This is a genomic window from Actinoplanes sp. CA-142083 (assembly GCF_050942195.1).
Lineage (GTDB): Bacteria > Actinomycetota > Actinomycetes > Mycobacteriales > Micromonosporaceae > Actinoplanes.
In genome coordinates this window covers 4,966,134-4,992,294 of record NZ_CP192076.1, presented here as the reverse complement: position 1 = coordinate 4,992,294, position 26,161 = coordinate 4,966,134, and the positions used below count along the sequence as shown (strand labels likewise).

Genomic DNA, 26,161 nt, shown 5'->3' with positions numbered 1-26,161 from the left:
GCGGTGCGATCGCACGCTGCTGGGACGTGACGCAGCGAGCGAGGGGGGACGCGATGCTCACGATGGGGGTCGAAGAGGAGTTTCTGCTGCTGGGGCCCGACGGCGCGGTGGTGCCGTCGGCGCCGTACGTGGCGCGCCTGGCGCGGGCCGGCGACCAGGTCAAGCCGGAGTTCCTCGCCTATCAACTCGAAACCACCACCGCGGTCTGCACCCGGCTCGACCAGCTCCGCCGGGAGCTGACCCTGCTGCGGCAGCGGGCGAGCGACGCCGCGCGGCGGGCCGGTGCGAGCCTCGTCGCGGTCGGCGCGCCGCCGTTCGCCGCCGGGCCGCTGGGCGCGGTGACCGACGAGACGCGGTTCCGGGAGATGGCCGGGCGCTTCCCGGGCGCGGTCGTCGCCGGCAGCTCCTGCGCGTGTCAGGTGCACATCGGGGTGCCCGACCGGGACCTCGCCGTCGAGGTGCTCGCCCGGATCCGGCCGTGGCTGCCCGCGCTGCTGGCGCTCACGGTCAACTCGCCGTTCGCCGGCGACCGGGACACCGGGTGGGCGAGCTACCGCTATCACCTGCAGCAACGCTGGCCGACGTTCCGGCCGCCCGGGGCGTGGGCCGGAGCGGCGCGCTACGACCGGGTGGTGAGCTCGCTGGTGGGCACCGGAGCGGCGTACGACGTGGGCGCCGTCTACTTCCTGGCACGGCTGTCCGAGCGCTATCCCACAGTCGAGGTCAGGGTCGCCGACGCCTGCCTGAGCGTCGAGGACGCCGTCTTTTTCGCCGCCGTGGTGCGAGCCCTGGTCGCCACCCTGATCGAGGACGCGCGGCACAACATCACCACGCTGCCGATCCCCACCGGGGTCGTCGACGCGCACCTGATGACGGCCGCGCACGGCCAGGTGCGGGTCCGCCGCGGCCGCACGCCCGACGGGACGGCGCCGGCCGCCGCGGGCGCGGTCGCCCGCCTGATGACCAAGGTGGGGCCGGCCCTCGCCGCCTGGGGAGACGCCGACGACGTGTATCGGAACCTGGACCGGCTCAGGCAGGAGGGAACGGGCGCCGACCGGCAGCGGAAGGCCTGGGTCCGGGCGGGATCGCCGGAGGGCTTCGTCGATTTCCTGGCGCACGCCACAGTAGGCTTCGCGCAAGCACACAAATAGACGCCTGTCAACTCGATCATCGAAGATCGCCTTCGCGTAGTGAGAGGGTCACTCAGCGCTTAATCCGTTTCGGACGATGCGGGACCCGTCACCGGCGGTAAACGATGATCCAGTCATTCTGGCATCCGTGCCTGCGGAGGGAGCGTTGTGACATCAGAGCTCGTCGTCCCGGCACCGATCTCCATCCCGGCGGCGGCCCCGGCCACCGGCGGCGATCCGTTGCTGCAATCGAAGTTCGCCGTGCCGGAACCGCCCAGCTTCCTGGTCGCCCGGCCCCGGCTCACCGAGCGCCTCGCCCGGGGTGTCCGCGAGCCCGTGACGCTCGTCGTCGGGCCCGCCGGCGCCGGCAAGACCCAGCTGGTCGCCTCGTGGGCGGCCGAGGGCGCGCCCGGATATCCGATCGGCTGGATCACGCTCGAGGAGGAGGACGGCCAGGGCGACTCGCTGTGGGCGTACATCCTCGAGGCCCTTCGCCGGGCGGGCGTACCGTTCCCGCCGTCCTTCACCGCCGGCGCCGACCGGTCCTTCCTCGTACGGCTGGCCGCCGCGCTGGCCGAGCTCGAGGAACCGGTCGTGCTCGTCCTCGACGGCGTGTCGTCCCTGCAGGGCCAGCAGTGGGCCACCGACCTGGAGTTCGTGCTGCGGCACGCCGGGCGGATGCTGCGGCTCGTGCTGGTCGGCCGCTGGGATCCCCCGCTCCCCCTGCACCGCTACCGGCTGGCCGGCCGGCTCGAGGAGATCCGCAGCGAGGACCTCGCGTTCACCGCCGACGAGGCCGCCGAGCTGCTCACCCTGCACCGCGTCCCGCTGAGCCGGGACGCCATGGACCAGCTGCTGCAGCACACCGAGGGCTGGGCCGCCGGGCTGCGCCTGTTCGCCATGGCGCTCGAGGACGCCGGCGACGCGGAGAGCCTGGTCGCCACGATCACCGGCAACGAGGCCACCATCGCCGAGTACTTCGTGGACGAGGTGCTGCGCATCCAGCCGGCACACGTGCGCACGTTCCTGCTGGAGACCAGCATCCTCGACATCTTCACCCCGGAACTGGCCGGGGCCGTCACCGGACGGGCCGACTCGCGGCAGCTGCTGACCGCGCTGTGCCGGCAGAACGCCTTCGTCCAGCCGGCCGGGGACAACGCGTACCGGTGTCACCGGCTGTTCGCGGAGCTGCTGGAGGCCCAGCTCAACCGGGAGGCGCCGGAGCGGATCCCGGAGCTGCACCACCGGGCCGCCGAGTGGTTCGCGGCGGCCGGGCAGCAGCTCATCGAGGCGATCACCCACGCGGCGGCGGCCGGCGACTGGGCGCTCGCGGCGTCGGCCGTGATCGAGGACCACGCGATCGGCCGGCTGCTGATCGACGGGCGGGAGAGCCGGCTCGGCGAGCTGCTCTCCGGGATGCCCGGCGACCTCGAGAGCCCCGAGGGAGCGGTCATCGCGGCGGCGCTGGCCCTCAACGTCCGCGACGCGGAGACCAGCGCGGCGCAGCTGGAGCGGGCCGAGGAGCTGATGATGAGCCGGCCCTCCGGCTACAGCCCCGCCCTGGCCCTGGCCCATCTGCTCACCGATGCGATGCTGGCCCGCCAGCGCGACGACACGGACGCCGTGCTGCACAGCGCGGCGGCGGCCGAGGAGCTGCTCGGCCAGACCCCGCCCGAACGACGGGAACGCCACGACGAGCTGCGGGTCCTGGTGCTCGCCACCCGCGGCGACGCGCAGAGCCGGATCGGGGCCGTGGACGCGGCCGCGATCACGCTCACCGAGGTCGCTACCACGGCGACGGACAACTGCGAGGGGGTACGCGTCGGTGCGCTCGCCCATCTGGCGCTGATCGAGGCGTACCGGGGACGGCTGCGGCACGCCGAGAAGCTCGCCGACCAGGCGACGGAGCTGGCCGACCGGATCGGTGTCGGCACCGCCTCGCGGCCGGTCGGCGCCGAGCTGGCCCTCGCGTGGGTGGCGATGGAGCGCTACGACATCGACACCGCCGGACGGCATCTGCGGGCCGCCGACCCGCGCCGGATCCGTCCCGCCGACGGCATGGTGCACGCCGCGTTCGCGCTGATCCGCTCCCGCCGCCTGCAGGCGCGCGGCGAGCTGCGCGGCGCGCTCACCGCGCTCGCCGACGGCGGTCACGTGCCCGGCGGCCAGGCGGCGCCGTCCTGGCTCACCCGCCAGCTCGCGCTCACCCAGGCGCGGCTGCTGGTCACCATGAGCCGGCCGGACCAGGCCCTCGAGACGCTCGGCAAGCTCTCCGAGCCGGAGGCCGACGACGCCACCGTGGTGCGCGCCTCCGCGCTGGCCGCGGCCGGCGAGGCCGAGCAAGCCTGGCAGCTGGTCGAGCCGGTGGCCGGGGCGGCAGGGGTGGCCTCCCCGGTGAGCCTGGAGGCCTGGCTGGTGCTCGCCACCGTCGCGGCCCGCCGGGGCGAGGTCGACGAGGCGCGGGGCGCGCTGCGCCAGGCGCTGCGGGCCGCCTCGCCGGAGTCCCAGCGCCGGGCGGTCCAGCAGGTCTGGGCCGACCTGCGCCGGGTGCTGCGCGACGACGACGAGCTCGCCACGCAGTACAAGCAGCTCCAGGGGGCCGCGCACGCGTCGCCGGCGGCAGCCGACACCGTGCTGGTCTTCGAGGCGCTCAGCAAGCGCGAGATGGAGGTGCTCGAGGGCATGGCGGCGATGCTGCCCACCGAGGAGATCGCCGCGACCCTCTACGTCTCGGTCAACACCGTCAAGACGCACGTGCGCAGCATCCTGCGCAAGCTGTCGGCGTCGCGGCGCAACGAGGCCGTCCGGCGGGCACGCACGCTCGGCCTGATCTGAGATCTGAGATGGACGCGGACCGCGGGCTGGCCGCCCTTCCCGGGTGGCTTCGCCCGCGGGCCGCTGTCGTTCTGGCGTCGTGGTTCGGCCATTTGCTGCTGCGGTGTGCCACCGGGCTGGTGCGGGTCCAGATCTTCGACCGGTCCATGACCCTCGCGGCCCAGGCGTTCACCTCGATCTTCCCGCTGCTGATCATCTTCGGCACGCTGCTCGGGGCGAGCCAGTCCAACGAGCTCGCCGAAGCGCTGGATCTGCCCGACACGTCGCGGCGACTGCTGACGGACGCCCTCGACGAGCAGGGATTCGGCACGTTCGGCCTCCTGAGCATCCTGATCGTGCTCGTCTCGGCCACCTCGCTGGCCCGGGCCATGGTCCGGGCGTACGCGTCGGTCTGGGACGTCGCCAAGGTCCGCTCCGGACCGGCCGCGGCCGGGCGGTGGCTGCTGGTGGTGCTGCTGCTGAGCGCGTTCGTGCTGGTCAGCCGGGCGATCGGCGCGGTTGCCGACGACCTGCCGCTGCCGTGGATCACCGACAGCTTCACGCTGTTCCTGGCCGATGTCCTGCTCACGATCCTGGTGCCGGCGATGCTGCTCGGCGGCGCCGTCCCGGTCCGCCGCCTGGTGCCCGGCGGCCTGATCTTCGGGCTGGTCATGCTGGCCGTACGGCCGGCCGGGCAGATCTACATGCCCCGCGCGCTGCGCTCCAGCAACGAGCACTACGGCACGATCGGGCTGGCCTTCACCTACATCGGGTGGCTGTACGTCATCTCGTTCTGCCTGCTCGGCGCGGCCGTGATCGGCCAGGTGCTCGCCGCGGACCAGAGCCTGCTGGGCCGGGTGATCCGCGGCGAGGCGGGATTGCGGTCGCTGTCAGTGGCGGTAGGCGCGGGTAAGTTCGGCGCCGTGCGCCACCGTCGCGTACAGGACCACGGCGGCCAGGCCGATCGAGACGACCGACCAGATCGGGTAGGCGCCGATGAAGGCGAAGTTGATCACGAGGGCGACGCAGGCCAGGACGATCGCGATGCCGCGGGCCCAGACCTGACCGAGCATCAGGCCGCCGCCGACGATCATCAGGACCACGCCGAGGACGATGTGGATCCACCCGAGGGTGGTGAGTCCGACGTCGAGGAGCAGGTCGGACCGGGAACCCTCCAGCGCCTCCGGCCGGATGAGGGCGAGCGACCCGATGGTCAGGTGCGCGCCGCCCAGGAGCACCAGCATTAGGCCACCGAACAGGATCCAGGCGATCCAGCCGGTCGGCTCCTTCTCTTGATCTGTCACCCGGCCAGCGTCGCCCGCGGGCCGGGCGGACCGCGTCACCCTCGCCGGATGAGGTACGCCGCGCCGCCCGCTCGCGATACTCGGTGGCGACTCGGGCAGTTCTCGAGGAGGACGGCAATGACCAACGTCTATCGACCGCCGACGCCCCCGCAACCCGTACTGAACTCCGGCCGCCTCTGGGCCGGCGGCGCCGCCACCGCCGTGGTGGCCGCGCTCATCGCGGTCGTCGGCATCATGTTCGGCCGCGGCGTCTTCGACGTCGAGGTCCTCGCCCCCAAGGGCGAGGGCGTCTGGGGCGACGCCTCCACCGGCTGGTACGCCCTCGGCGCGGCGGTGGCAGCCCTGCTCGCCACCGGACTGATCCAGCTGCTGATCCTCACCACGCCGAAGCCGATGCGCTTCTTCGGCTGGGTGATCGGCCTGGCCACCGTCGCCGCGATGCTGGCGCCCTTCATCACCACCGAGGACAAAGGGTCGCGCTGGTACACCGCCGGACTCAACCTCGTGCTGGGGTTGGCGATCGGCACCCTCGTGTCCGGCGTCGCCAAGAGCGCGCTGCGCCCGCCCGTGATCCAACCGGCCACGCGGCCGACGCCGCCGCCCTATCGCTAAGGAGCTCCGATGTCGCATCACGCGGGCCGGATGACCCGGTGGATCGGCTGGATCCTCTTCGTCGGCATCGTCATGATCGTCAGCGGCCTGATCAGTGTGATCCAGGGTCTGGTCGCGCTCGTTGACGACGACTTCTACCTGGTCAAGGCCGAGGCGCTGGCCATCGACGTGAACTATTCGGTCTGGGGCTGGACGCTGGTCGCGTTCGGCGCGATGCTCATCGGCGCCGGCTACGCGGTGATGTTCGGCTACCTGTGGGCCCGGTTCATCTCGCTGATCATCGTCTTCCTGCACGCGATGATCAATTTGACCTTCCTGGCGGCGTACCCGATCTGGTCGATCATCTCGATCGGCCTGGACCTGATCGCCATCTACGCGCTCGCCGTGCACGGCGAGGAGGCCAAGTTGCTGCGCCGCTCGGAACGCGACTGACATGTCGCTGAGGATCCGGCTGACACACGAGACCGCCGAGGGAACCGCAGCCGGGATCTACGGCATCATCGTCAGCTCGGCCGTGCTGGTGACGGCGCACGCCGAGACCGCCTACAAGCTCGACATCATCGTGCTCGTCACGCTGATCATCTACTGGCTGGCCGAGCGGTACGCCCGGATCGTCGCCGAGCGGATCCACGAGGGACACCGGCCACGCTGGAACTCGGTGCGCCAGCAGCTCACCACCGGCTGGGAGATCATGAGCGCGTCGCTGGTGCCGCTGCTCGTGCTCCTGCTGGCCCGGGCGGCCGGCGCGGGGATGAACCTCGCGATCCTGTGCGCCCTGATCACCAGCACGCTGCTGCTCTGCCTGGCCGGCTGGCGGATGGGCGCTCGCCTGACCCCGGCCGAGCGGGTGGTGTCGACGCTGGTGGCGGGCGCGTTCGGCGGCGTCATGATCTTCCTGAAGATCCTTCTGCACTAACCCCTCCGGGATGAGGCGATCTCGGCGGATCCGACGCGACGATCGGTCCGGAGGAGGTGCAGAACCATGTTCGGATCTCGTCGCGTGGCCCGGCGCACCGGCCGCAGAACGGCACGCCGGGTGTCCCGGCGCCGCCGCTAGCCGCCCCCCACTGGCACGGCCGGGAACGGCCACCCGGCCGTGCCTCCATCCCTAGGAGCCCTCGATGACCATCACCTATCACACTCTGTCGGTCGACGAGGCCCTCAAGGCCGAGGAGGTCGACCGGCAGTCCGGCCTGAGCACCGCCGAGGTCGAGAAGAGACGGGCGCAGTACGGGCCCAACAAGTTCGCCGAGGGGCGCAAGGAACCCTGGTGGCGCTCCTTCCTGCGGCAGTACGCCGACCCGATGCAGATCGTCCTGCTGGTCGCCGGCATCGGCAGCATGGTGCCGCTCAAGCAGTGGGGCACCGGCATCCTGCTGATCCTGCTGACGCTGCTCAACGCGGCGCTCGGCCTGCATCAGGAGGGCAAGGCCGCGGCCGCGATCGGCGCCCTGCAGAAGATGATGATCGTCAAGGCCAAGGTGCGGCGGGACGGGACCCTCGTCGAGCTGCCGGCCGAGGAGCTCGTGCCCGGCGACGTCGTGCAGATCGAGGCCGGCGACCTGGTCCCGGCGGACGGGCGGCTGCTGCGGGCGGCCACCCTGGAGATCGACGAGTCGGCCCTGACCGGCGAGAGCCTCCCGGTCAGCAAGAGCGTGGAGGCGGTCGGCAGCGCCGACACCGACCTCGGCGACCGGTCCGACATGGCGTACATGAACACCAACGTCACCCGGGGCGCGGGCGAGCTGCTGGTCACCGCGACCGGCATGGAGACCGAGGTCGGACACATCTCCGGCATGCTGCAGACCGAGAAGGAGGAGGAGACTCCGCTGACCCGGCAGCTGGCGAAGCTGACCAACCAGATCCTCTACATCTCCGGTTTCGCGCTGCTCGCCTCGGTCATCATCAACCTGGCCCGCGGCAACGAGTTCAACGTGGTCTTCACGGCCGCCATCGCGTTCGCCATCTCGGCCATCCCGACCGGCCTGCCCGCCGTGGTCACGACCATCCTGTCGCTCGGCACGACCACCCTCGCGAAGGCCAACGCGATCGTGAAGCGGCTGCGCTCGACCGAGACGCTCGGCTCGACCTCGGCGATCAACTCGGACAAGACCGGGACGCTGACGCTCAACCAGATGACCGCCATCGAGATGACCATCCCGGGCCGGCGGTACACGATCTCCGGCAGCGGCTACTCGACCGACGGCGCCATCCAGCGGGTCGCCGGGCAACCGGACGTGCCGCTCGACGACTTCCTGCTGCCGATGGCGCTCGCCTCGGACGCGGTCGTCCACGACGGCACGATGATCGGGGACCCGACCGAGGGCGCGCTCGTCGTCCTCGCCGAGAAGGGCGGGATCTCGGTCGACGCGACCCGCGAGCACTACCCGCGCGTGGCGGAGCTGCCGTTCGACGCCGCGTACAAGATGATGGCGACCTTCCACCGGATGACCGACTCGTCGGGAAAGGACGTGATCCGGGCCTTCGTCAAGGGCGCCCCCGACCAGCTGCTGTCCCGCGCCACCCACACGCTCGCGCCCGACGATCTTTCCGTCAAGGAGGCCGACGCCGGCTTCAAGAAGCGCTACCTGGACGAGAACCGGCGGCTCGGCGAGCAGGGGCTGCGGGTCATGGCGACCGGGCGCAAGGACTTCGACCCGGCCACCTTCGACGCCGGCGGCGACCTGCTCGCGGCGCTCGACGGCATGACCGTGCTGACCCTGGTCGGCATCGTCGACCCGCCCCGGCCGCAGGCGCAGGCCGCGATCGTCGAGGCGCACGCGGCCGGCATCCAGGTCCGCATGATCACCGGCGACCACGCGGTCACCGCGGCCGCCATCGCGAGCAAGCTCGGCATCCGCGGCCGCGCCATCACCGGCGCCGACTTCGCGGCGATGACCGACGCGCAGGCCGACGAGCAGATCGACGGCATCGGCGTGATCGCCCGGGTCACCCCCGAGCACAAGGTCCGCCTGGTCGAGGTGCTCAAGCGCAAGGGACACATCGTCGCGATGACCGGCGACGGCGTCAACGACGCGCCGGCGCTGAAGAAGGCCGACATCGGCATCGCCATGGGGATCACCGGCACCGAGGTGAGCAAGGAAGCCGCCGCGATGATCCTCACCGACGACGACTTCGCGACGATCGTCAAGGCCGTACGGCTGGGCCGCGAGCTCTACGACAACCTGAAGAAGTACATCTTCTTCCAGATCGGCGTGCTCATCGGCATGGTCGTCACGTTCCTGAGCGCCAGCATCTTCAACATCGCGGCCGGCGTGCCGTTCGTGCCGCTGCAGACGCTGTGGCTGAACTTCACCACCCAGGTGTTCCAGTCGGTCGGCCTCGGCTACGGCAAGGGCGACCCCGACATCATGGCGCGCAAGCCCCGCCGATCCGACGAGCCGCTGCTCAGCCGCAAGTCGATGGGCTGGCTCGGCGTCGTCGGCCTGGTCATGGGCGTCAGCACGCTGATCGTCATCTGGTGGGGCGACCAGGAGTGGAACCTCGACACCGGCCGGACCATGGGCGTCACCGCGTTCTCCATCATGAACCTGTTCTTCTCGTTCACGGTGCGCAGCGACATCCGCTCGGTGTTCAGCGTGGAGACCTTCAGCGACCGCCGCTTCGTCATCACCAGCGGCATGTCGGTGGCGGCGATCTTCCTGGCCACGTCGCTCGACCTGTTCCAGCGGCTGCTCGGCACGGTCAGCCTCAACGCCGTGCAGTGGGTCATCTGCATCGGGGCCGCGCTGACCGTCATCGTCCTCACCGAGATCCGCAAGATGGTCCTGCGGCGCCGCACCCCACCGCCGGTGGCCGCGGAGCCCGTGCCGGTCGCCGTGCCGGCATGAGCGCCACCATCTCCGCGAAGCCGGCCCTCCCCGTGGCCGGCTTCGCGGGCGTGGTGAGCAGGACCATCGCATACATCGTCGACTCGCTGATCGTCTCGATCGCCTCGGTCGGGACCGCCGCCGGGATGAGCCTGGTCGCCTCTGTCATCGGCAGTGAGGCGCGCGACGTGGCCCGCACCCTCACGGCCGCCTACCTGGTGGCGCTGCCGGCGGTGTTCGCCTTCTACTGTGCCGTCCTCTGGGGGCTGACCGGCCGCACCGTCGGCATGGCCATGGTCGGCATCCGGGTGGTCGGCACCGACCGCGGCCCGGTCCGATGGTGGTCGGCGCTGCTGCGGGGGATCCTGCTGGCGTACTTCCCGATCGGCTCGCTGTGGCTGCTGGTCGATCGGCGGCACCGCGCGATCCACGACCTGATCGCCCGCACCCTCGTCATCCGGCGGTAAGGACGATTGCCAGTCCGGCCTCGCCGGGTCTACAAGGGAGTATGCGCGTGACACGCCGACTCCTGCCGTTGCTCCTCGCCGTGCCGGCCCTGCTCGCGCCGCCGGGCGTCGCCGCGGCTCACTCGCCGGCGCCGGGCCTGCTCCCCTTCCCCAGCAACCGGTTCACGGTCCCCGACCGCACCAGCCCGACCGGCCTGCGCGTGCAATTCGCCGCCGGCGCGCTCCCGGCGAACGTGGCCGGCAAGCACATCGACCCCACCGAGTGGAACAGGCAGGACGGCTTCAGCCCCGGCACCCCGATCCTCGCCGAGGTGCCCGGCCTCGACCCGACGGCCAGCGGCATCGCGCCGGTCACCGACGTCGGGCGCTCGCTGGCCGGGGACGCGCCGATCGTGCTGCTCGACACCCGCACCTGGCAGCGCACGCCGTACTGGGCCGAGCTCGACGCCCACGGGAGCGGCCTGCTCATCATCCGGCCCGCGGTGGCGTTGCGCGAGGCGACCCGGTACATCGTCGTGCTGCGCGGCCTGCGCTCCGGATCCGGCCGGATGATCCCGGCGCCCCGGCACGCGACCACTCTGCACTTGCCACCCGGCCTGCGCCGCGATCTGTACCGGGCGTGGGACTTCACCGTCGCGAGCGAGCGCAACCTCACCGGCCGGGTCGTGCACATGCGCGATGAGGCATTCGCGAAGCTCGGCCGGAACGCGCCGGCGTTCACCGTCACCCAGGTCACCGACTACACCGCCGAGCAGGACGCCCGCATCGCCCGCCAGGTGCGCGGCACGGTCGCGGTGCCGAGCTATCTGACCGGCGACGGCGGACCCGGCTCCCGGATGACCTACGGCGCCGGCGGTCAGCCCGCCCCCTCGGGCGTCATCGCGGCCGACTTCGTCTGCAACCTCCCGCGCTCGGCGACCGCGGCCACGCCGGCCCACCTCTCGCTCTACGGGCACGGGCTCCTCGGCGCGCCCACCGAGATCAACGCGGGCAACGTCAAGGACATGTCGCAGACGTACGATTTCATGTTCTGCGCGACCAGCTGGATCGGCCTCGCGAACGGCGACATCCCGTTCGTCGCCGGGGTCTGGGGCGACCTCAGCCAGTTCCCGGCCGTGCCCGACCGGCTGCAGCAGAGCTTCCTCAACTTCCTGTTCCTGGGCCGGGCGATGACCGCGCCCGGCGGCTTCGCCTCGAGTCCCGCGTTCCGCGACGCCCAGGGGCGCAGCCTGCTCGACCGGGCGGGTGGCATGCACTACGACGGCAACAGCCAGGGCGGCATCAACGGCGGCGCGCTCACCGCGCTCGCCCAGGACTGGACCCGCTCGGTGCTGGGCGTGCCCGCGATGAACTACAGCACGCTCCTGCAGCGCAGCGTCGACTTCGCGCCGTTCCAGCAGCTGATGGACCAGGCCTACCCCGACAAGACCGACCAGCAGCTGGTCCTGGCCCTGATCCAGATGCTGTGGGACCGCGGCGAGGCGAACGGCTACGCCCAGCACCTCACCGGCGACCCGCTGCCGCGCACGCCGCGCCACCAGGTCCTGATGCACGTGGCCTTCGGCGACCACCAGGTCTCCCCCGCCGCCGCGCAGGTGGAGGCCCGCACCATCGGCGCCCGGATCCACCGGCCGGCGCTGGCCCCCGGCTGGTCCGACGAGGTGGTGCCCTATCGGGGCATCAAGCCGATCACCAGATACCCGTACGGCGGCTCCGCGATCGTCATCTGGAACAGCGGTCAGGCGTACGCGCCACCGCCCACCAACCTCGCGCCGGCAGGCCCGCAGTACGGCGCCGACCCGCACGAGTTCCCTCGCGCCCAGCCCGGGGCACAGCTGCAGAAAGCCACGTTCCTGCTCACCGGAAAGGTGGTCGACGTCTGCCACGCGGCGCCGTGCCCATAGAGGCAAGGATCCGCGGAATCCATTGACGAGCATGTGTGCCCGGTGGTTCTGATTCCTTATCCCCGAAACTCAGAACCACCACCGGAGGCTCGACATGAGAGCGCTCTCCCTCCTCACCGCCGCGATCCTCCCGGTAGCCGCGGCCGGCGCCGTCCTCGTCCCCGCCGCGCAGGCCGCGGTGCCCGCCCCACCGCCCGGCTTCACGCTGACCTGGAGCGACGACTTCAACGGCGCGTCCGGAACCGGCATCGACCAGAGCCTGTGGAAGTACGACACCGGGCCGGGCAGCAGCTTCGGCACCGGCGAGATCGAGACCATGACCAGCAGCACCTCGAACGTCTACTACGACGGGCAGAGTCACCTGGTGCTGCAGGCGCTGCACTCCGGCTCCGACCCGCGGGCCGGCTGGACCTCCGGGCGCGTGGAGACCCAGGCGGCCACCTTCGGCGCGGCCCCGGGCGGCGTGGTCCGCATGGAATCGGTCCTGCAGCAGCCCAACGTGAACACGTCCAACGGCGCCGGATACTGGCCGGCCTTCTGGATGCTCGGCGCGCCGCTGCGCTCCGGCGTCTCCTGGCCCGGTTCCGGCGAGATCGACATCATGGAGGACATCAACGGCCGCAGCTCGGTCTTCAGCACCCTGCACTGCGGCGTCAACCCCGGCGGCCCCTGCAACGAGTCGACCGGCCTCGGCTCCGGCGAGCGGGCCTGCTCCGGCTGCCAGACCGGCTTCCACGACTACGCCGTCGAGATCGACCGCTCGACCTCGCCGGAGCAGATCCGGTGGTACCTCGACGGGACCAACTTCTTCACCCTCCAGGCCACCGCGGTCGACGCCACCACCTGGGCGAACGCCGTCGACCACCCGTTCTTCATCATCTACGACCTGGCCATCGGCGGCGGCTTCCCGGACGCGTTCGGCGGCGGCCCCTTCGCCAGCACGGTCTCCGGCGGCAAGCTGATCATCGACTCGGTAGCCGTCTACAACAAGGGCCCCGGCGGCGGAGGCGGCGGCACGGTCACCGGGCAGACCATCACCGGCCCCGGCGGCAAATGCGTGGACGTCTCCGGCGACGACACCGGCAGCGACGGCACCGCGGTCCAGTTGTGGGACTGCCAGTCGTCCGCAAAGGACCAGCACTGGACCTGGAGCGGCCAGACCCTGCAGACCCTCGGCAAATGCCTGGACATCGCGGGCGGCGTCAACGCGTCCGGCACCAAGCTGCAGCTGGCCACCTGCAACGGCGGCGGCTACCAGACGTGGGTGACCCAGCCCAACGGCGCGCTGCGCAACCCCACCACCGGCCGGTGCGCCGATTCCCCCAACGCAGCCACCGCCAACGGCACCCGCCTGCAGATCTGGGACTGCAACGGTTCCGGCGCCCAGAAGTTCACCATCGGCACCCCGATCTACGGCCCGGGCGGCAAATGCGTCGACGTGGCCGGCGACGACAACGGCGGCGACGGCACCGCGGTCCAGCTCTGGGAATGCCAGCAGAGCACATCACAGGACCAGAAGTGGACCTGGAACGGCCAGACCTTGCGCTCGCTGGGCCGGTGCCTCGACATCGCCGGCGGGGTGAACGCGGCCGGCACGAAGCTCCAGCTGGCCACCTGCAACGGCGGTGGCTATCAGAACTGGGTCGCCAACGCCGACGGCTCGATGTCCAACCCGGCGACCGGGCGGTGCATGGACTCGCCTTCCGCCGCGACGGCCAACGGCACCCGCCTCCAGATCTGGGATTGCAACAGTTCCGCCGCCCAAAAGTTCGCCATGGCCTGACTCACGCCCGCGCCTGGACGGTTTGACTCTGAGCGCGACCGGCGCGGAATGTTCGCCTAGGCCACCACCCGGCTTGGCCTGCGGGAGTGGCTTTCCTCGGGTGACCACAGCGCGGTAGCCCGACCACTCGGGTTGAGGTGAACGCCAAGGTCAGCCATGCGGGTAGCGGTGAGTGACCAAGCTCCTGGCCGTCACCGGATGCCATGCAAGGTTTCGGGCGGGGGTGACCCAAGACCGGCCTAAAACGCTCCACAGCCGGTCTTGGGTCACCCCGCCCGAAACCGTCAAACCGGCGCCGATCGACGCTTCCAGGCGATGTCGATTCCCGCGCTGAGGGCGATGATGGCGAGCAGCGCGACGATCGAGGCGGGCTCGTGGATCAGGTCGGTGAAGACGAAGGTCAGCAGGACCACGCCGGCGGCGGCGATCGCGAGGGCCAGGATCGCCGTGTTGGCGCCGGTCTCGCCGCGGACGCGGAAGTGGGCGGCGGTGACCAGCATGAAGATCAGCAGAGCGACCGCGCTGCCGATGGAGGCGATCGCGGTCAGCCGGAACAGCAGCACCAGCGCGAGGCAGGCGGCCGCCTGGACCAGCAGGCCGACCGGCACGCGCCCGCGCAGCCGGCGTCCCATCACCGGTGGGAACTGTCCGGTGTCGACGAGCCGCTCGGACAGGCCGGCCGCGGGGTACAGGCCGGCGTTGGTGGCGCCGGCGGTGGCGAACAGCGCGGTGATGGCCATCAGGGTGTACCCGGCGTCGCCCAGGGTCGGCTGGGCGGCCACGGCGATGGCGGTGGCCCCCGACGAGATCACCTCGTCGACGGGCAGCGTGCCGAAGACGCCCAGTGAGATCGCGAGGTAGATCGTCGTGGCGATGCCGAGGGCCAGGAACATCGCCCGGGGCAGCTGGCGGGACGGCCTTTCGAGGTCCTTGGCGGTGAAGGTGATGATCCCGAAGCCCAGGAAGGCGAAGAAGGTCAGCGCCACGCTGGAGACGATGTCGCGCAGCGGCGGGTAACCCGACGGCGCCAGCAGCTCCGGGTCCAGGTTGACGATGGTGACGATGGAGAACACGACCAGGATGCCGAGGACGACATAGACGATCAGCGTCTGCGCCCGCGCCACCAGCGTCGAGCCGACGACGTTCACCGCGGTCATGACCACGATGATCAGTACCGCGAAGAACTTGGCCCACGCCGCGCTCTCGTCGGCGAAGACCGCGGCGGCGTAGTCGCCGAACGACACCGCGACCATCGCCGTCACCACCGCGTTGGCCAGATAGGTCAGCCACGCGGTGATTCCGGTCAGATGGCCGTCGCCGAAGCCCTTGGCGACGTACTCGAGCAGCCCGCCGGCGGACGGGTATCGCGCGCCCAGGCGGGCGAAGGAGTATCCCTGCAGGACCGCGACCACACCCGCGATGAGGAACGACAGCCACACCGCCGCTCCGGCCACCTCACCGGCCGCGCCGAGCAGCGAGAAGATGCCCGCACCGACCATCGCCCCGACACCGATGAACGCGGCCTGCCGGACCGACAGATATTTGACGTTGCTCAGCTCCTGATGAGTGGACATCTGAACCCCCAACCCCGGGCCGGGCGGACTAGACAGGCGCGCCGGAGGGTGTGACCACCGTGCCGGCCTTGCCGGAAAGGATCAGCGCGGCGTCCTCGAGGGCGCCGATCGCGGCCGTGTCGCCGGTCATCTCGACGAAGCGGCACACCGCCTCGACCTTCGGCCCCATCGACCCGGCGGCGAAGTTCTCCCGCCGCAGCGCCGCCGGGGTCGACCGCGATATCGGCTGGGGGTTCGGGCCGCCGAAGCCGCGCACCACGTGGGGCACGTCGGTCAGCAGGAGCATGGCGTCGGCGTCCAGGGCCTCGGCCAGCACCTCGGTGGCCAGGTCCTTGTCGACCACCGCCTCCACCCCGGACAGCCGCCCGTCCTCGCCGCGGACGACCGGGATCCCGCCGCCGCCGGCGCAGACCACGATCGCGCCGGAGTAGAGCAGCGAGCGGATGACCCGGGTCTCGACGATCCGGCGCGGTTTGGGCGACGGCACCACCCGCCGCCAGTACTTGCCGTCCTCGGCGATCGCCCATCCGCGGGAGGCGGCCAGCTGTTCCGCGGTCTGCTTGTCGTAGACCGGCCCGACGAACTTCGTCGGCGCCTGGAACGCCGGATCGTCCAGCGACACCAGCGTCTGGTCGAGCAGCGCCACCACCTGCTTGCCGGGCAGGGCGTTCTGCAGGGCCTGCAGCAGCCAGTAGCCGATCATGCCCTGGGTCTGCGCGCCCAGCACATCCAGCGGGTACGGCGTCGTCAGGGCCGGGTCCGCCGCGCTCTCCAGAGCGAGCATGCCGACCTGCGGGCCGTTGCCGTGGGTGATCACGACCTCGTGCTCCTGGGCCAGCGGCGCCAGGGCCTGGATCGCGCGCAGGGCGTTGGCCTGCTGCACCGCGGCGTCGGGCTTCTCGCCGCGCTGCAGCAGGGCGTTGCCGCCGATGGCGATCACGATCCGCATCGGTCAGCTCCCGAGGGTGGCGACCATGATCGCCTTGATCGTGTGCATGCGGTTCTCGGCCTGGTCGAAGACGATCGAGTACGGCGACTCGAACACCTCGTCGGTGATCTCCAGGGCGTCCAGCCCGGTGTGCTCGAAGATCTCCTCACCGACCTTGGTGCGGCGGTCGTGGAAGGCGGGCAGGCAGTGCATGACCTTGACCGCCGGGTTCTGCGCGGCCCGGACCGTCTCCATGTTGATCTGGTACGGCTTGAGCAGCGCGATCCGCGAGTCCCACTGATCCTTCGACTCGCCCATGGACAGCCAGACATCGGTGTAGAGGAAGTCGCAGCCGGCCACGCCCGCGTTCACGTCCGCCGTCTGCGTGATCCGGGCGCCGGTCTGCTCGGCGATCCGGCGGGCCTCCTTGACCACGTCGTCGTGGTTCCACCGGCCGTCGGGGGCGACCATCCGCACGTCCATGCCCATCATGGCGCCGCCGATCAGCAGCGAGTTGCCCACGTTGTTCTCGGCGTCGCCGAGGAACGCGAAGGCGACCTCGTTGTCGTGCTTGACCGTGTGCTCGCGCATGGTGAGCAGATCGCACAGCGTCTGGGTGGGGTGCCACTCGGTGGACAGCCCGTTCCACACCGGCACGCCGGAGTACTTGGCGAGCGTCTCCACGTTCTCCTGGCCGAAACCGCGGTATTCAAGGCCGTCGTAGAAGCGGCCCAGAACCCGGGCGGTGTCCGCGATGGACTCCTTGTGACCGAGCTGCGTGCTGCCGGGATCGAGGAACGTCACGTGGGCGCCCTGATCGTGGGCGGCGACCTCGAAGGCGCACCGCGTCCGCGTCGACGTCTTCTCGAAGATGAGCGCGATGTTCTTGCCGGCGAGGCGCGGGACCTCGGTGCCGGAGTACTTGGCGGTCTTCAGCTCCGCGGCCAGCCGCAGCAGGTACCGCCACTCGGCCGTGGTGAAGTCGAGCTCCTTGAGGAAGCTGCGGTTACGCAGGTTGAAAGACATGGGTCGCCCTCCTAGGCGGCGTCGCGTTCGATCGGGCAGGTCATGCAGCGGGGGCCACCCCGGCCGCGGCCGAGCTCGCTGCCGGCGATGGTGATGACCTCGATGCCGTGCTTGCGCAGGAACGTATTGGTCGTGACGTTGCGCTCGTAGCCGACGATCACGCCGGGCTCGACCGCCAGGAAGTTGTTGCCGTCGTCCCACTGCTCGCGCTGGGCGGCGCGCTCGTCCTCGTCGGTGATCAGCACCCGGTAGTTCTCCAGGCCGATGGCCTCGGCGATGGCCGGGAACAGGTCGTGGTTGGCCTCGACGTTCAGCCCGCCCTGCGGTCCGGGCTTGACGGTCCAGGAGCGCAGCTCGCCCTTGAGGTACGGGTACCGCACGAACGTGTCCTTGTCGATCATGGTCATGACCGTGTCGAGGTGCATCATGGCGTGCGAATGCGGCAGCTCGATCGCGATGACCTTCTCGGCCGCGCCCGCCGCGAACAGCCTCTGGGCGAGGTTTTCCACGCCCATGGCGGTGGACCGTTCCCCCAGGCCGATCATCACGACGCCCCGGCCGAGCACGTGGATGTCGCCGCCCTCGAGGGTGGCGAACCGGTGCGGCGGCTCGTCGGTGCCGTACCAGATCTGGAAGTCGGCGTCGGCGAACATCGGGTGGTAGCGGTAGATGGCGGTGCTGTGCACGGACTCGCGCAGCCGGGCCGGCATGGCCATCGGGTTGATGCTGACCCCGCCGTAGATCCAGGCCGAGTTGTCCCGCTGGAACAGGTGGTTGGGCAGCGGGGTCAGGACGAAGTCGTCGGCGTTCATCAGCTCCCAGCGCAGGCTGTTGACCGTGAACCCGGCCAGCTCGCTCTTGAGCACGCCGCCGATGAGCAGCTCGGAGAGGCGGGAGCTGTCGGCCTGCTCGGCGAGGCGGCGCAGTGGGTCGGCGAGGTTGGGGCCGACCGTGTCGTCGTTGATGACCCGCTCGAGGACCCAGTCGCGGGCTTTCTGGTCCTCGAGGACCTCGGCCAGCAGCTCGCCGAAGTAGTGCACGGTGATGCCGCGCTCGCGCAGCACCGAGGCGAAGGCGTCGTGCTCCTCGCGGGCCCGCTTGGCCCACAGGATGTCGTCGAAGAGCAGGGAGTCGACGTTGTCGGGGGTCAGCCGGCTGAGCTCGATGCCGGGCCGGTGGAGGATGACCTGGCGCAGGCGGCCGGTCTCGGAGTCGACGTGGAAGCTCATGTTCTCCCGCCTCAGCGGTAGGGCGGCACCGGTGGCGGGGCGGCCATCCGGCTCCGCATGGACAGGTAGACCGGCACGCCGATCAGCAGCGCTCCCCCGGCCATCAGGAACGGTCCCCACACCACGTACCAGTGCTCCTGGCCGGTGTTGCGCGAGTACCAGACGAACAGGATCGAGAAGATCAGGGCGACGATCGCGACGCCCGCGTCGCGGGCGAAGCGGGGGGTGTGCATTTCGCGTTGGTCACGCAGGCGCCACTTCAGCTGGGCGAGGGCCGAGAAGGCGTACGGGATGGCAGCCGTGATCCCGGTCATCAGCACGAGCGTGTTGAACACCGTCGCCCCGCTGGTGCCCAGGAAGCTGAGCACCATCGCCAGGCTGGCCAGCACGGTCGAGGCGACGATGCCGACGGCCGGGACCCCGCGGGAGGAGTTCCGGCCGAACGACGCCGGGAACAGCCCGTCGTGCGCGGCCGCGTACGGCATCTCGGCGCAGATCATGGTCCAGCCGTTGAGCGCGCCGAACCCGGAGACGATGACCGCCGCGGCCACCAGGTCGCCGGCCCAGTGCCCGCTGCCGGCCATCGAGTTGGCGGCCACCGAGTAGGACGCCTTGTTCTCGTCGAGGGCCAGCTGCGTGGTCGGCACGATCCCGAAGATCGCGACCATCGAGAGCAGGTAGACCGCGGCGCTGGCGAGGGTGCCGAACACCGTGGCCCGCGGGACGTTGCGCTCCGGGTTGCGGACCTTGTCGGCGGCGACCGCGGCGGTCTCCACCCCGAGGTAGCTGAACAGGCAGATCGCCATGGCGCTGCCGATCGCGCCGATGGTGCTCTGGCCGCTGACGTTCCACGGGGTGAAGTTGCCGGTGCTGATGAAGAACAGCCCGGCCGTCGACATGATCGCGAGGGGGATGAACTTGATGACCGTGGTCCACAGCTGAACCGCCGCCATGCTCTTCGTGCCGACCAGGTTGACCAGGGCCGGCAGCCACAGGCCGACCAGCGCGATCACGATCGACCAGCCGGTGACCCCGTCCTTGTTGATGAAGTACTCGACGTAGAACACCCAGCCGGTGACGATCGCGGCGTTGCCGGCCCACGCGGTGATCCAGTACGACCAGGCGTTGGTGAAACCGGTGGCGTTGCCGAAGGCCGCGCGGGCGTACGCGTAGGGGCCGCCGTCGGCGGGCAGGCGGCGCGACAGCGAGGCGAACATGACCGCCAGGGCGAGCGCGCCGACCGTGGTCAGCGCCATGGCCGCGATGCTGATCGGGCCGATCGCGGCGAGCGAGTAGGGAAGGTTGAAGATGCCGACGCCGATGATGCTGCCCAGGATCAGGGCGGTGGCCTGGGGCAGGCCCATCGTGCGCTGGGATTTGGTCTCTTCGGCGGACACCGCGACCATGGCTTCTCCCGTGACAGGTCAGCGTGGGGTGAAGGCGCCCAGCTCGTCGTCGCCCTTCTGGATGACGCCGTAGCTGGACTCGGGCACCGCGTTCCAGGCGCCCTCCAGCTCGCCGAGGGGCTCGGAGACGATGAGCCGGGTCTCCTCGGAGAGCCCGCGCAGCAGCTCCATGTCGGGGTGCAGCGCGCGTAACGCGTTCAGTTCGGTGCTGAAGAACAGGGTCCGGCTCTTGCCCTCGCTGGAGTAGCGGAAGGCCCAGACCCGGTCGCCGTCGGTGGCGCCCACGGTCATCTGCAGGGGGTTGGCGACGCCGTGGGTCTTGGCGACCTGCTCGACGAAGCCCGCCATCCGCTCGACGGCGAGCAACGGGTCGTCGCGCAGGCCGAAGGTCAGGGCCAGGTAGAACATGACCTCGGAGTCGGTGGAGCCGGCGATGCTCGGGAACAGGTCGGGGTCGATGGCCAGCATCAGGTCGCGGCGGAGCTCGCGGAAGTTGTGGATGGCGCCGTTGTGGCACCACAGCCAGCGGCCGTACCGGAAGGGGTGGCAGTTGGTCTGCTGCACGGGGGTGCCGGTGCTGGCGCGGATGTGCGCCAGGAACAGGCCGGAGCGCGTCACCCGGGCGAGCTCGCGCAGGTTGACGTCGCCCCAGGCCGGTCCGACGCCGCGGAACAGGGCGGGGATCGGCTGGTCGGACGGCTCGTACCAGCCGACGCCCACGCCGTCGCCGTTGGTGGTCTCGACGCCGAGCCGGGAGTGCATGCTCTGGTCGATGAGGGAGTGTCGCGGTTTGTAGAGAAGTTCGTCGATCAGGATGGGAGTTCCCGAGTAGGCCAGCCAGCGGCACATGCCGATCCCCCTTCGTCACCGTCAGGGTGGCGGGGGCGGCCCAAGACCTCATCACCCCCGGCGGATGAGGTCCAGCCATCCCTTCATGAGCGCGTGCACGGCGTCGGCGCTGTCCAGCGGGCGGTCGACCGGCAGGGCGACCGGATGGATCAGGACCGGGCGGTTCTGCCAGCCGCCCAGGCCGCCGTGGCAGCCGACCAGCTCCTCGAACGCGGCCACCTCACCGGTTGCCGGGTCGTGCAGGCTGTTGACGAGGATGTCGGGCGCGTTGCCGAGCCGGTCGTGGCGGCGCAGGTCGCCGGCGGCATACGGGCCGAAGCCGTCGAGCGGGTCGGCGCCGGTCACCACGTCGCCGTCGAGCAGCCGGCGGCCGCCGGAACCGAGCACCACCGGTCCCTCGGCCGAGCGCACCAGGACCCACCCGACCCCGGGGTGCGCGACCAGCCGGTCGACGAGCCCGGGCGCGTGCTTCTCGATCTCCTCCAGCTGGAGGCGGCCCGGTTGCCGGGCGAGGTAGACCAGCCCGAGATTCCCGGAGGCCACGACCACGAACTCGGACGTGTCGATCGCCGGGCGCGCAGTGGTGACCGATGAGGACGGCAGCAGGCTGGCGCGAAGCGTCGCGGCCCGGCCCTCCTGCTCGTCGTCGGTGGCCAGCGCGACGTCACCGCGCACGAGATCCTCGAGGCCGATCCCGTAGCGCTGCCGGAACGTGGCGCCCTGGCTCTGCCCGTGGTCGGACACCACGACGAAGTGGTACGGCCGGGGCGCCGCCGCCGCGACCTCCTCGAGGTTGGCGAGCACCCCGTCGATGCCCTCGAGGGCGGCGAGCGCCTCGGGCCGGGCCGGCCCCGCGTGGTGCGCGATCTCGTCGTAGTCCACGAAGTCGCAGTAGATCGAGGGCGTCCCGCGCATCATGTGCTCGGCGAGGATCGCCAGGTTGAGGTGGCGCAGCAGCACGTTGGTGACCCCGCGCAGCAGCACGTACGAGGGCTCCCGCTTGATCCGCGGCTCGACCCGCCGCAGCCGTTGCCGCCGGGCCTGGTGCAGCTCCTTCACGATCTCGCCCACCGTGAGCACCATCGAGCGGGTCAGCCCGAACGGGTCGAGCAGGTAGGCGCTCAGGTACCGGGCCGGCCCGCGACCGGCGCGCGCCGTGCTCATCGTGAGCAGGCTGACCGGCGCGTCCCCGGAGAACACGTTGCTGACGCTGACCCCGCCGTCGGCCAGCAGCCCGTTGCCGTCGCTGAGCCGGGTCTCGACCACGGCGGCGTCGGCCGGCTGGTTCGTCACGATCAGGCGGCCGCTCTCCTTCTCGTACCATCGAAATGCCGGAACCTGGTCGCTCGCGCCGTGCAGAAGGCCCGCCTGGCTCGCCGGCGTCGTCGCCGGCAGCTGCGCGTGCCACTCGGTCAGCGCGTGGCTCCCCGACCGCAGCCACCGGCCCAGGGTCGGCAGGTTGCCGGTGTCGAGCGCCCAGCCCGCGAGCGGCGCCGACAGCCCGTCGATCTGCACGAAGACCACGCCCGGCACGTCGGTTCCGGGCACCTTCCCGCGGAAGCGCCGGTTGACCCAGAGCAGGTGCCGGGTGACCGCCTCGGTACGCCCGGCGGTGACCACCCACAGCGCGATGGTGATCAGGATCGAGTAGATCCACGAGGCCCAGAACGCGGTCCGGAAGTCGCGGACGTGGATGCCCGGCGTGATCGCGAGCGCCAGCCAGACGAGGGCGGCCTGGGCGAGGAGCCAGCCGGCCAGCACGCCGATCCAGCCGATCTTCGTCATCAGCGCCGCGACCGCCGGCCGGATCACCACGCCGAACAGTCCCAGCAGGATGGCGGCGAACAGCACCGACCACCCGTCGTCGGCCGTGAGGCCGGGCAGTGCCAGGACCGTGAGTCCCAGCGCCGCCCAGCCGCCCAGCACTATCCCGGCGGCGCGCATCGGCTAGGCGGGGGCGCGCCGCACGACGAAGGCGAGCGCCACCTCGCCGGCGCCCACCACGATGCTGCTGATGCCGGTGAGCAGCACCAGCGTGGCCAGCGAGAGGCCGGGGGCGAAGACGAAGATCAGGCCGGCGATCAGCGAGAGGGAGCCCACGACGATCAGCGCGGTCCGCTCGCCGCCCTGGCGCTGGACGCCGACGAGCACCGCGGTCAGGCCGGTGAGGATCCAGGTGATCGCGAACAGCAGCGCCAGCAGCGCGACCCGGGTGACCACGTTGCGCAGGCAGATGACGCCGGCGATCAGCACCAGGATGCCGATGACGCCGGACAGGACGTTGCGGACGATGCTTCCGCTGGGCAGGAACGCCCCGATGATCCGGGCCGCGCCGGCGACGAACAGCCACACGCCGGCGAGCGCCGCCATGATGCGGATCGTGATGTCGGGCCAGACCAGCACGGCGATGCCGAACGCGACGCCGAGCAGACCGGTGATCAGGACGGTCCACCAGGGGAACGGCTGGGCGCGGACCTCGGCGACGACGCCGGGCCACTCACGAGTCTCGGACATGGTGCTCAGCCAACGCCGTACGCGATGACTGGTCTTCATCCCGCAGGGATGCTTCAGAGCAGGCCCAGCTGGCGTGCCCGGACCACCGCCTCCCGCCGGCGCGCCGCCCCGAGCTTGCGGTAGATCGAGCGCATGTGCGCCTTCACCGTGTTGATCGAGATGTTCAGGTTGCCGGCGATCTCGCCCGCCGTGAGCACCGTGGGCAGGTAGCGCAGCACGTCGCGCTCCCGCTCGCTGAGCACGTCGGACGGCGCCGCGGTCTCGTCGCCGGGCCGCTTCGGCGGCATCACCGCCGGGGTCGCCGTGTGCTCCTCCACCCACCGGCGCCGGTCGAGCAGGACGGCCAGGCGGCGCTGGTCGAACGAGCGGAACACCGCCCCGAAGCCCTCCCGCTCGGCGATGGCCACCGCGCGCGAGATCGCGTCGATCGACCGGTTGCCGTGCCCCTCGGCGTCGGCCGCGAACGCCGTGGCGATCCAGGCCGTGACCGCCGAGACGTGGTCGGTGCTCTGCCGCACCCGGGCCAGCAGCCGCTCGGCCGCGTCGTGCTCACCCACCGCCAGCAGCGCGCGGGCCAGGCAGACCAGCTCGTGCGGGTTGAGCACGCCGCGCGGCAGATCCCGGTCGTAGCGGGCCACCACCTCGCGCGCCCCGCCGAGGATCAGGTCGGCCTCCGACTCGGCGAGCCGCAACCAGCGCTCGAGCACCGGCGCCACCAGGGTCGCCGGCGCGTCCGCGCGGGTCTGCCGCAGCATCGCCCGGGCGGCGGCCGCCTCGCCCGCGAAGAGCAGCATGTGCGCGCGGACCAGCACCGCGAGCACGGCCGGGGCGGCGGCCGGCTCCTCGCCGCCGGCGTGCAGCGCCTTTCGCAGCGCCTCCTGCGCCTCGGCGGCCCGGTCGCGGCCGACCTCGATCAGCGCGTGCGTGAGGTACGCGATCGCGACCTGCGCCGCGCCGTCGAAGCCGTTGCGCCGGGCCAGGTCGAGCGCGGAGGTCACGAATTCGGTGGCCTCGCGCACCGAGCCCTGCAGCAGCACCAGCAACCCCAGGTGGGACAACGCGTTGATCTCGGTGAGCGTGGAACCGACGCTGCGGGCCGCCGTGGCGGCCGCCCACAGGTAGCGGTCGGCGTGGTCGGGCTTGTCCATCCACAGCAGCCCGGCGCCCTTCTCGTTGAGCGCGACCGCCCGGTAGTGCAGCAGCGAAGGCAGCTCGTCGAGGCGGAACCCGGTGAGCAGCTTCAGCGTCTCGGTGGACTTCTCGATCAGCCCCGGCATGTCGCCGACCCGCCAGTGCAGGACGCCCGCCTCCATCAGGCGCAGCGTCATGTCGGTCGAGGTCGCGACGCCGGTCTGCCGCTGCGCGACCGAGCGGGCCAGCCGCAGCAGCCCGGCCGTGCCGGCCCGGTCGCCGCTGATGTACCGCGCGGCCGCGCCGCAGAGGGCCAGCTCTGCGGTCGCGGCGTGTTGCTCGGGCGGAATCCGCAGCAGGACCGCGCCGAACGACCGCTGCTCGCCGGAGAGCACCCGGACCATGGCCCGCTCCACGACCAGCCGGCCCAGGTACGCCCAGTCGCCCGACTCGGCGGCGTGCCGGAGCGCCTCGCCGATCTGCTCCTCCGCGGCGAACCACTGCGCCGCGAGCAGGTGCAGCTCGCTCTCGGCGCCGGGCCGGTCGAGCTCGATCTGATGCCGCAGCGCGTCGCGCAGCATGGGGTGGTATCGGAACCAGCTGGGCCGGTCCTCGACCCGGGTGACGAAGGCATTCCCGCTCTCGAGGCGCTCGAGGAGGCGGCGGCTGTGCGATTCGCCGGTGAGCGCGTCGGCGAGCGGGCCGCAGATCTCCTCGGGCACGCTGGTGCGGACCAGGAACTGCCGCATCTTGGCCGGCAGCCCGGCGACGACCTCGCGCAGCAGGTAGTCGGAGACCGCCCGGATCTCGCCGTTGTCCAGCGCGCCGTGCTCGGCCAGCACGTCGGCCAGCAGCTGCAGGCCGACCACCCAGCCCTCGGTTCGCTCCAGCAGGTCCGCCAGCTCCTCCACCGGCAGCCGGCGTCGGTGCACGGCCGGCAGCTCGGCCGCCTCGGGCGCGAGGAACGCGAGGTGCCGGGCGCGGATCTCGGTGAGGTCTCCCCCGCCCCGGAACCGGTGCAGCGGCAGGGCCGGCTCGCTGCGGGTGACCAGCACCAGCCGCAGCGCCGGCGGCGGGTCGTGCAGCAGGCCGGTCAGGCCGCCGATCACCCGGGAGTCGTCGACCTCGTGGAAGTCGTCGAGGACCAGCACGACCGGCGTGGGCAGCGCGTCGAGACCGGCGAGCACCTGGGCGAAGGAGGACTGCACGCCGACGTCGACGTGTTCCAGCTCGTTGCCGCACGGAATGGCGCCCGCCATCCGCAGCGCCATCACGAAGTCGGACCAGAACGCTTTCGGATCGTTGTGCTGCGGCCCGAGGGTCAGCCAGGCGATCGGGCCGGACGTCACCCGCTGCTCCGCCCACGAGGCGACCAGCGTGCTCTTGCCCCAGCCCGGCCCGGCGCAGACGAGGGTCACCGGCCCGCGCACCCCCGCGTCCAGCATCTCCGCCAGGCGGCGGCGCCGGACCATGGGCTGTCGCACCGCCGGGCGCCCCAGCCGCCCGCCGGCCCACTCGGCCTGCGCTGTGATCCTTCCGGACTCCCTCACGTAACAACCACCCCCGCGGTCGAACCCCCGGCGGCCCCAGATATTGGCCCGGCGTGTGGCGCCGGGCGACGGCGATCATTTTCACGCTCCGCCGTTCGTGCCGCCGATAC

Annotated in this window: 19 protein-coding genes and 1 pseudogene; 10 read left to right on the top strand and 10 right to left on the bottom strand. The window is 71.4% G+C overall.

The genetic code is table 11. The features are described from left to right. Window positions 1-53: 53 nt before the first annotated feature. From ACQPZX_RS22790 to ACQPZX_RS22780, 3 genes and pseudogenes are all read left to right on the top strand, one after another. Window positions 54-1,151, top strand: a complete 1,098-nt coding sequence (locus tag ACQPZX_RS22790) for a carboxylate-amine ligase (protein WP_433383957.1) — start codon at window positions 54-56, stop codon at window positions 1,149-1,151. A 147-nt stretch (window positions 1,152-1,298) separates the two neighbouring features. Beyond that, window positions 1,299-3,965 (top strand): LuxR C-terminal-related transcriptional regulator, encoded by a 2,667-nt coding sequence (locus tag ACQPZX_RS22785; RefSeq protein WP_433383955.1) that lies wholly within the window; start codon window positions 1,299-1,301, stop codon window positions 3,963-3,965. 8 nt (window positions 3,966-3,973) lie between these two features. Continuing rightward, a pseudogene (locus ACQPZX_RS22780) lies at window positions 3,974-4,717 on the top strand (YhjD/YihY/BrkB family envelope integrity protein); the annotation flags it as partial. A 117-nt stretch (window positions 4,718-4,834) separates the two neighbouring features. On the opposite strand, the gene ACQPZX_RS22775 reads toward ACQPZX_RS22780, so the two are convergent. Further along, complete coding sequence (locus tag ACQPZX_RS22775) at window positions 4,835-5,188, bottom strand: DUF7144 family membrane protein (RefSeq protein WP_433385386.1); 354 nt, start codon at window positions 5,186-5,188, stop codon at window positions 4,835-4,837. Between the two features lie 177 nt (window positions 5,189-5,365). Between ACQPZX_RS22775 and ACQPZX_RS22770 the strand changes: the two genes are divergently transcribed. The 7 genes from ACQPZX_RS22770 to ACQPZX_RS22740 all read left to right on the top strand — a co-directional run bounded on the left by ACQPZX_RS22770 (window position 5,366) and on the right by ACQPZX_RS22740 (window position 13,844). Continuing rightward, on the top strand, window positions 5,366-5,860 hold the full coding sequence (locus ACQPZX_RS22770; protein ID WP_433383953.1) for a DUF6069 family protein: 495 nt from the start codon (window positions 5,366-5,368) through the stop codon (window positions 5,858-5,860). A 9-nt stretch (window positions 5,861-5,869) separates the two neighbouring features. Beyond that, complete coding sequence (locus tag ACQPZX_RS22765) at window positions 5,870-6,292, top strand: DUF7144 family membrane protein (RefSeq protein WP_433383951.1); 423 nt, start codon at window positions 5,870-5,872, stop codon at window positions 6,290-6,292. Window position 6,293: 1 nt separating this feature from the next. Then, entirely contained in the window at window positions 6,294-6,776 is a 483-nt protein-coding gene (locus ACQPZX_RS22760; RefSeq protein ID WP_433383949.1) for a hypothetical protein, read from the top strand. Window positions 6,777-6,981: 205 nt separating this feature from the next. Further along, the gene (locus tag ACQPZX_RS22755) at window positions 6,982-9,711 is read left to right on the top strand and encodes a cation-translocating P-type ATPase (RefSeq protein ID WP_433383947.1); all 2,730 of its coding nucleotides are present in this window, start codon (window positions 6,982-6,984) and stop codon (window positions 9,709-9,711) included. Beyond that, window positions 9,708-10,157, top strand: a complete 450-nt coding sequence (locus ACQPZX_RS22750; RefSeq protein WP_433383945.1) for an RDD family protein — start codon at window positions 9,708-9,710, stop codon at window positions 10,155-10,157. The genes ACQPZX_RS22755 and ACQPZX_RS22750 overlap by 4 nt, the downstream gene beginning before the upstream one ends. Before the next feature lie 47 nt (window positions 10,158-10,204). Continuing rightward, a complete protein-coding gene (locus ACQPZX_RS22745) occupies window positions 10,205-12,061 on the top strand; it encodes a hypothetical protein (RefSeq protein WP_433383943.1) in 1,857 nt (618 codons plus the stop codon). A 94-nt stretch (window positions 12,062-12,155) separates the two neighbouring features. Next, window positions 12,156-13,844 (top strand): ricin-type beta-trefoil lectin domain protein, encoded by a 1,689-nt coding sequence (locus ACQPZX_RS22740; protein WP_433383941.1) that lies wholly within the window; start codon window positions 12,156-12,158, stop codon window positions 13,842-13,844. 284 nt (window positions 13,845-14,128) lie between these two features. Here the strand turns inward: ACQPZX_RS22740 and ACQPZX_RS22735 are convergent, their stop codons facing one another. The 9 genes from ACQPZX_RS22735 to ACQPZX_RS22695 are packed head-to-tail and all read right to left on the bottom strand — an operon-like array spanning window position 14,129 to window position 26,051. Further along, window positions 14,129-15,418, bottom strand: coding sequence for an APC family permease (locus ACQPZX_RS22735; protein WP_433383939.1), 1,290 nt, complete (start codon window positions 15,416-15,418; stop codon window positions 14,129-14,131). A gap of 28 nt (window positions 15,419-15,446) precedes the next feature. Further along, on the bottom strand, window positions 15,447-16,367 hold the full coding sequence (arcC, locus tag ACQPZX_RS22730) for a carbamate kinase (RefSeq protein ID WP_433383937.1): 921 nt from the start codon (window positions 16,365-16,367) through the stop codon (window positions 15,447-15,449). Window positions 16,368-16,370: 3 nt separating this feature from the next. After that, a complete protein-coding gene (gene argF / locus ACQPZX_RS22725) occupies window positions 16,371-17,372 on the bottom strand; it encodes an ornithine carbamoyltransferase (protein ID WP_433383935.1) in 1,002 nt (333 codons plus the stop codon). Window positions 17,373-17,383: 11 nt separating this feature from the next. Next, the gene (locus tag ACQPZX_RS22720) at window positions 17,384-18,601 is read right to left on the bottom strand and encodes an arginine deiminase (RefSeq protein WP_433383933.1); all 1,218 of its coding nucleotides are present in this window, start codon (window positions 18,599-18,601) and stop codon (window positions 17,384-17,386) included. 11 nt (window positions 18,602-18,612) lie between these two features. After that, entirely contained in the window at window positions 18,613-20,007 is a 1,395-nt protein-coding gene (locus ACQPZX_RS22715) for an amino acid permease (protein ID WP_433383931.1), read from the bottom strand. 18 nt (window positions 20,008-20,025) lie between these two features. Next, window positions 20,026-20,856, bottom strand: a complete 831-nt coding sequence (locus ACQPZX_RS22710; RefSeq protein WP_433383929.1) for a class II glutamine amidotransferase — start codon at window positions 20,854-20,856, stop codon at window positions 20,026-20,028. 51 nt (window positions 20,857-20,907) lie between these two features. Next, window positions 20,908-22,800 carry an alkaline phosphatase family protein gene (locus tag ACQPZX_RS22705; protein WP_433383927.1) on the bottom strand — a complete coding sequence of 631 codons (1,893 nt, stop codon included), beginning with the start codon at window positions 22,798-22,800 and terminating at the stop codon, window positions 20,908-20,910. Between the two features lie 3 nt (window positions 22,801-22,803). Next, entirely contained in the window at window positions 22,804-23,370 is a 567-nt protein-coding gene (locus ACQPZX_RS22700; protein WP_433383925.1) for an HdeD family acid-resistance protein, read from the bottom strand. 53 nt (window positions 23,371-23,423) lie between these two features. Beyond that, window positions 23,424-26,051: a LuxR C-terminal-related transcriptional regulator gene (locus ACQPZX_RS22695; RefSeq protein ID WP_433383923.1), complete on the bottom strand. Its 2,628-nt coding sequence runs from the start codon at window positions 26,049-26,051 to the stop codon at window positions 23,424-23,426. Window positions 26,052-26,161: the final 110 nt, after the last annotated feature.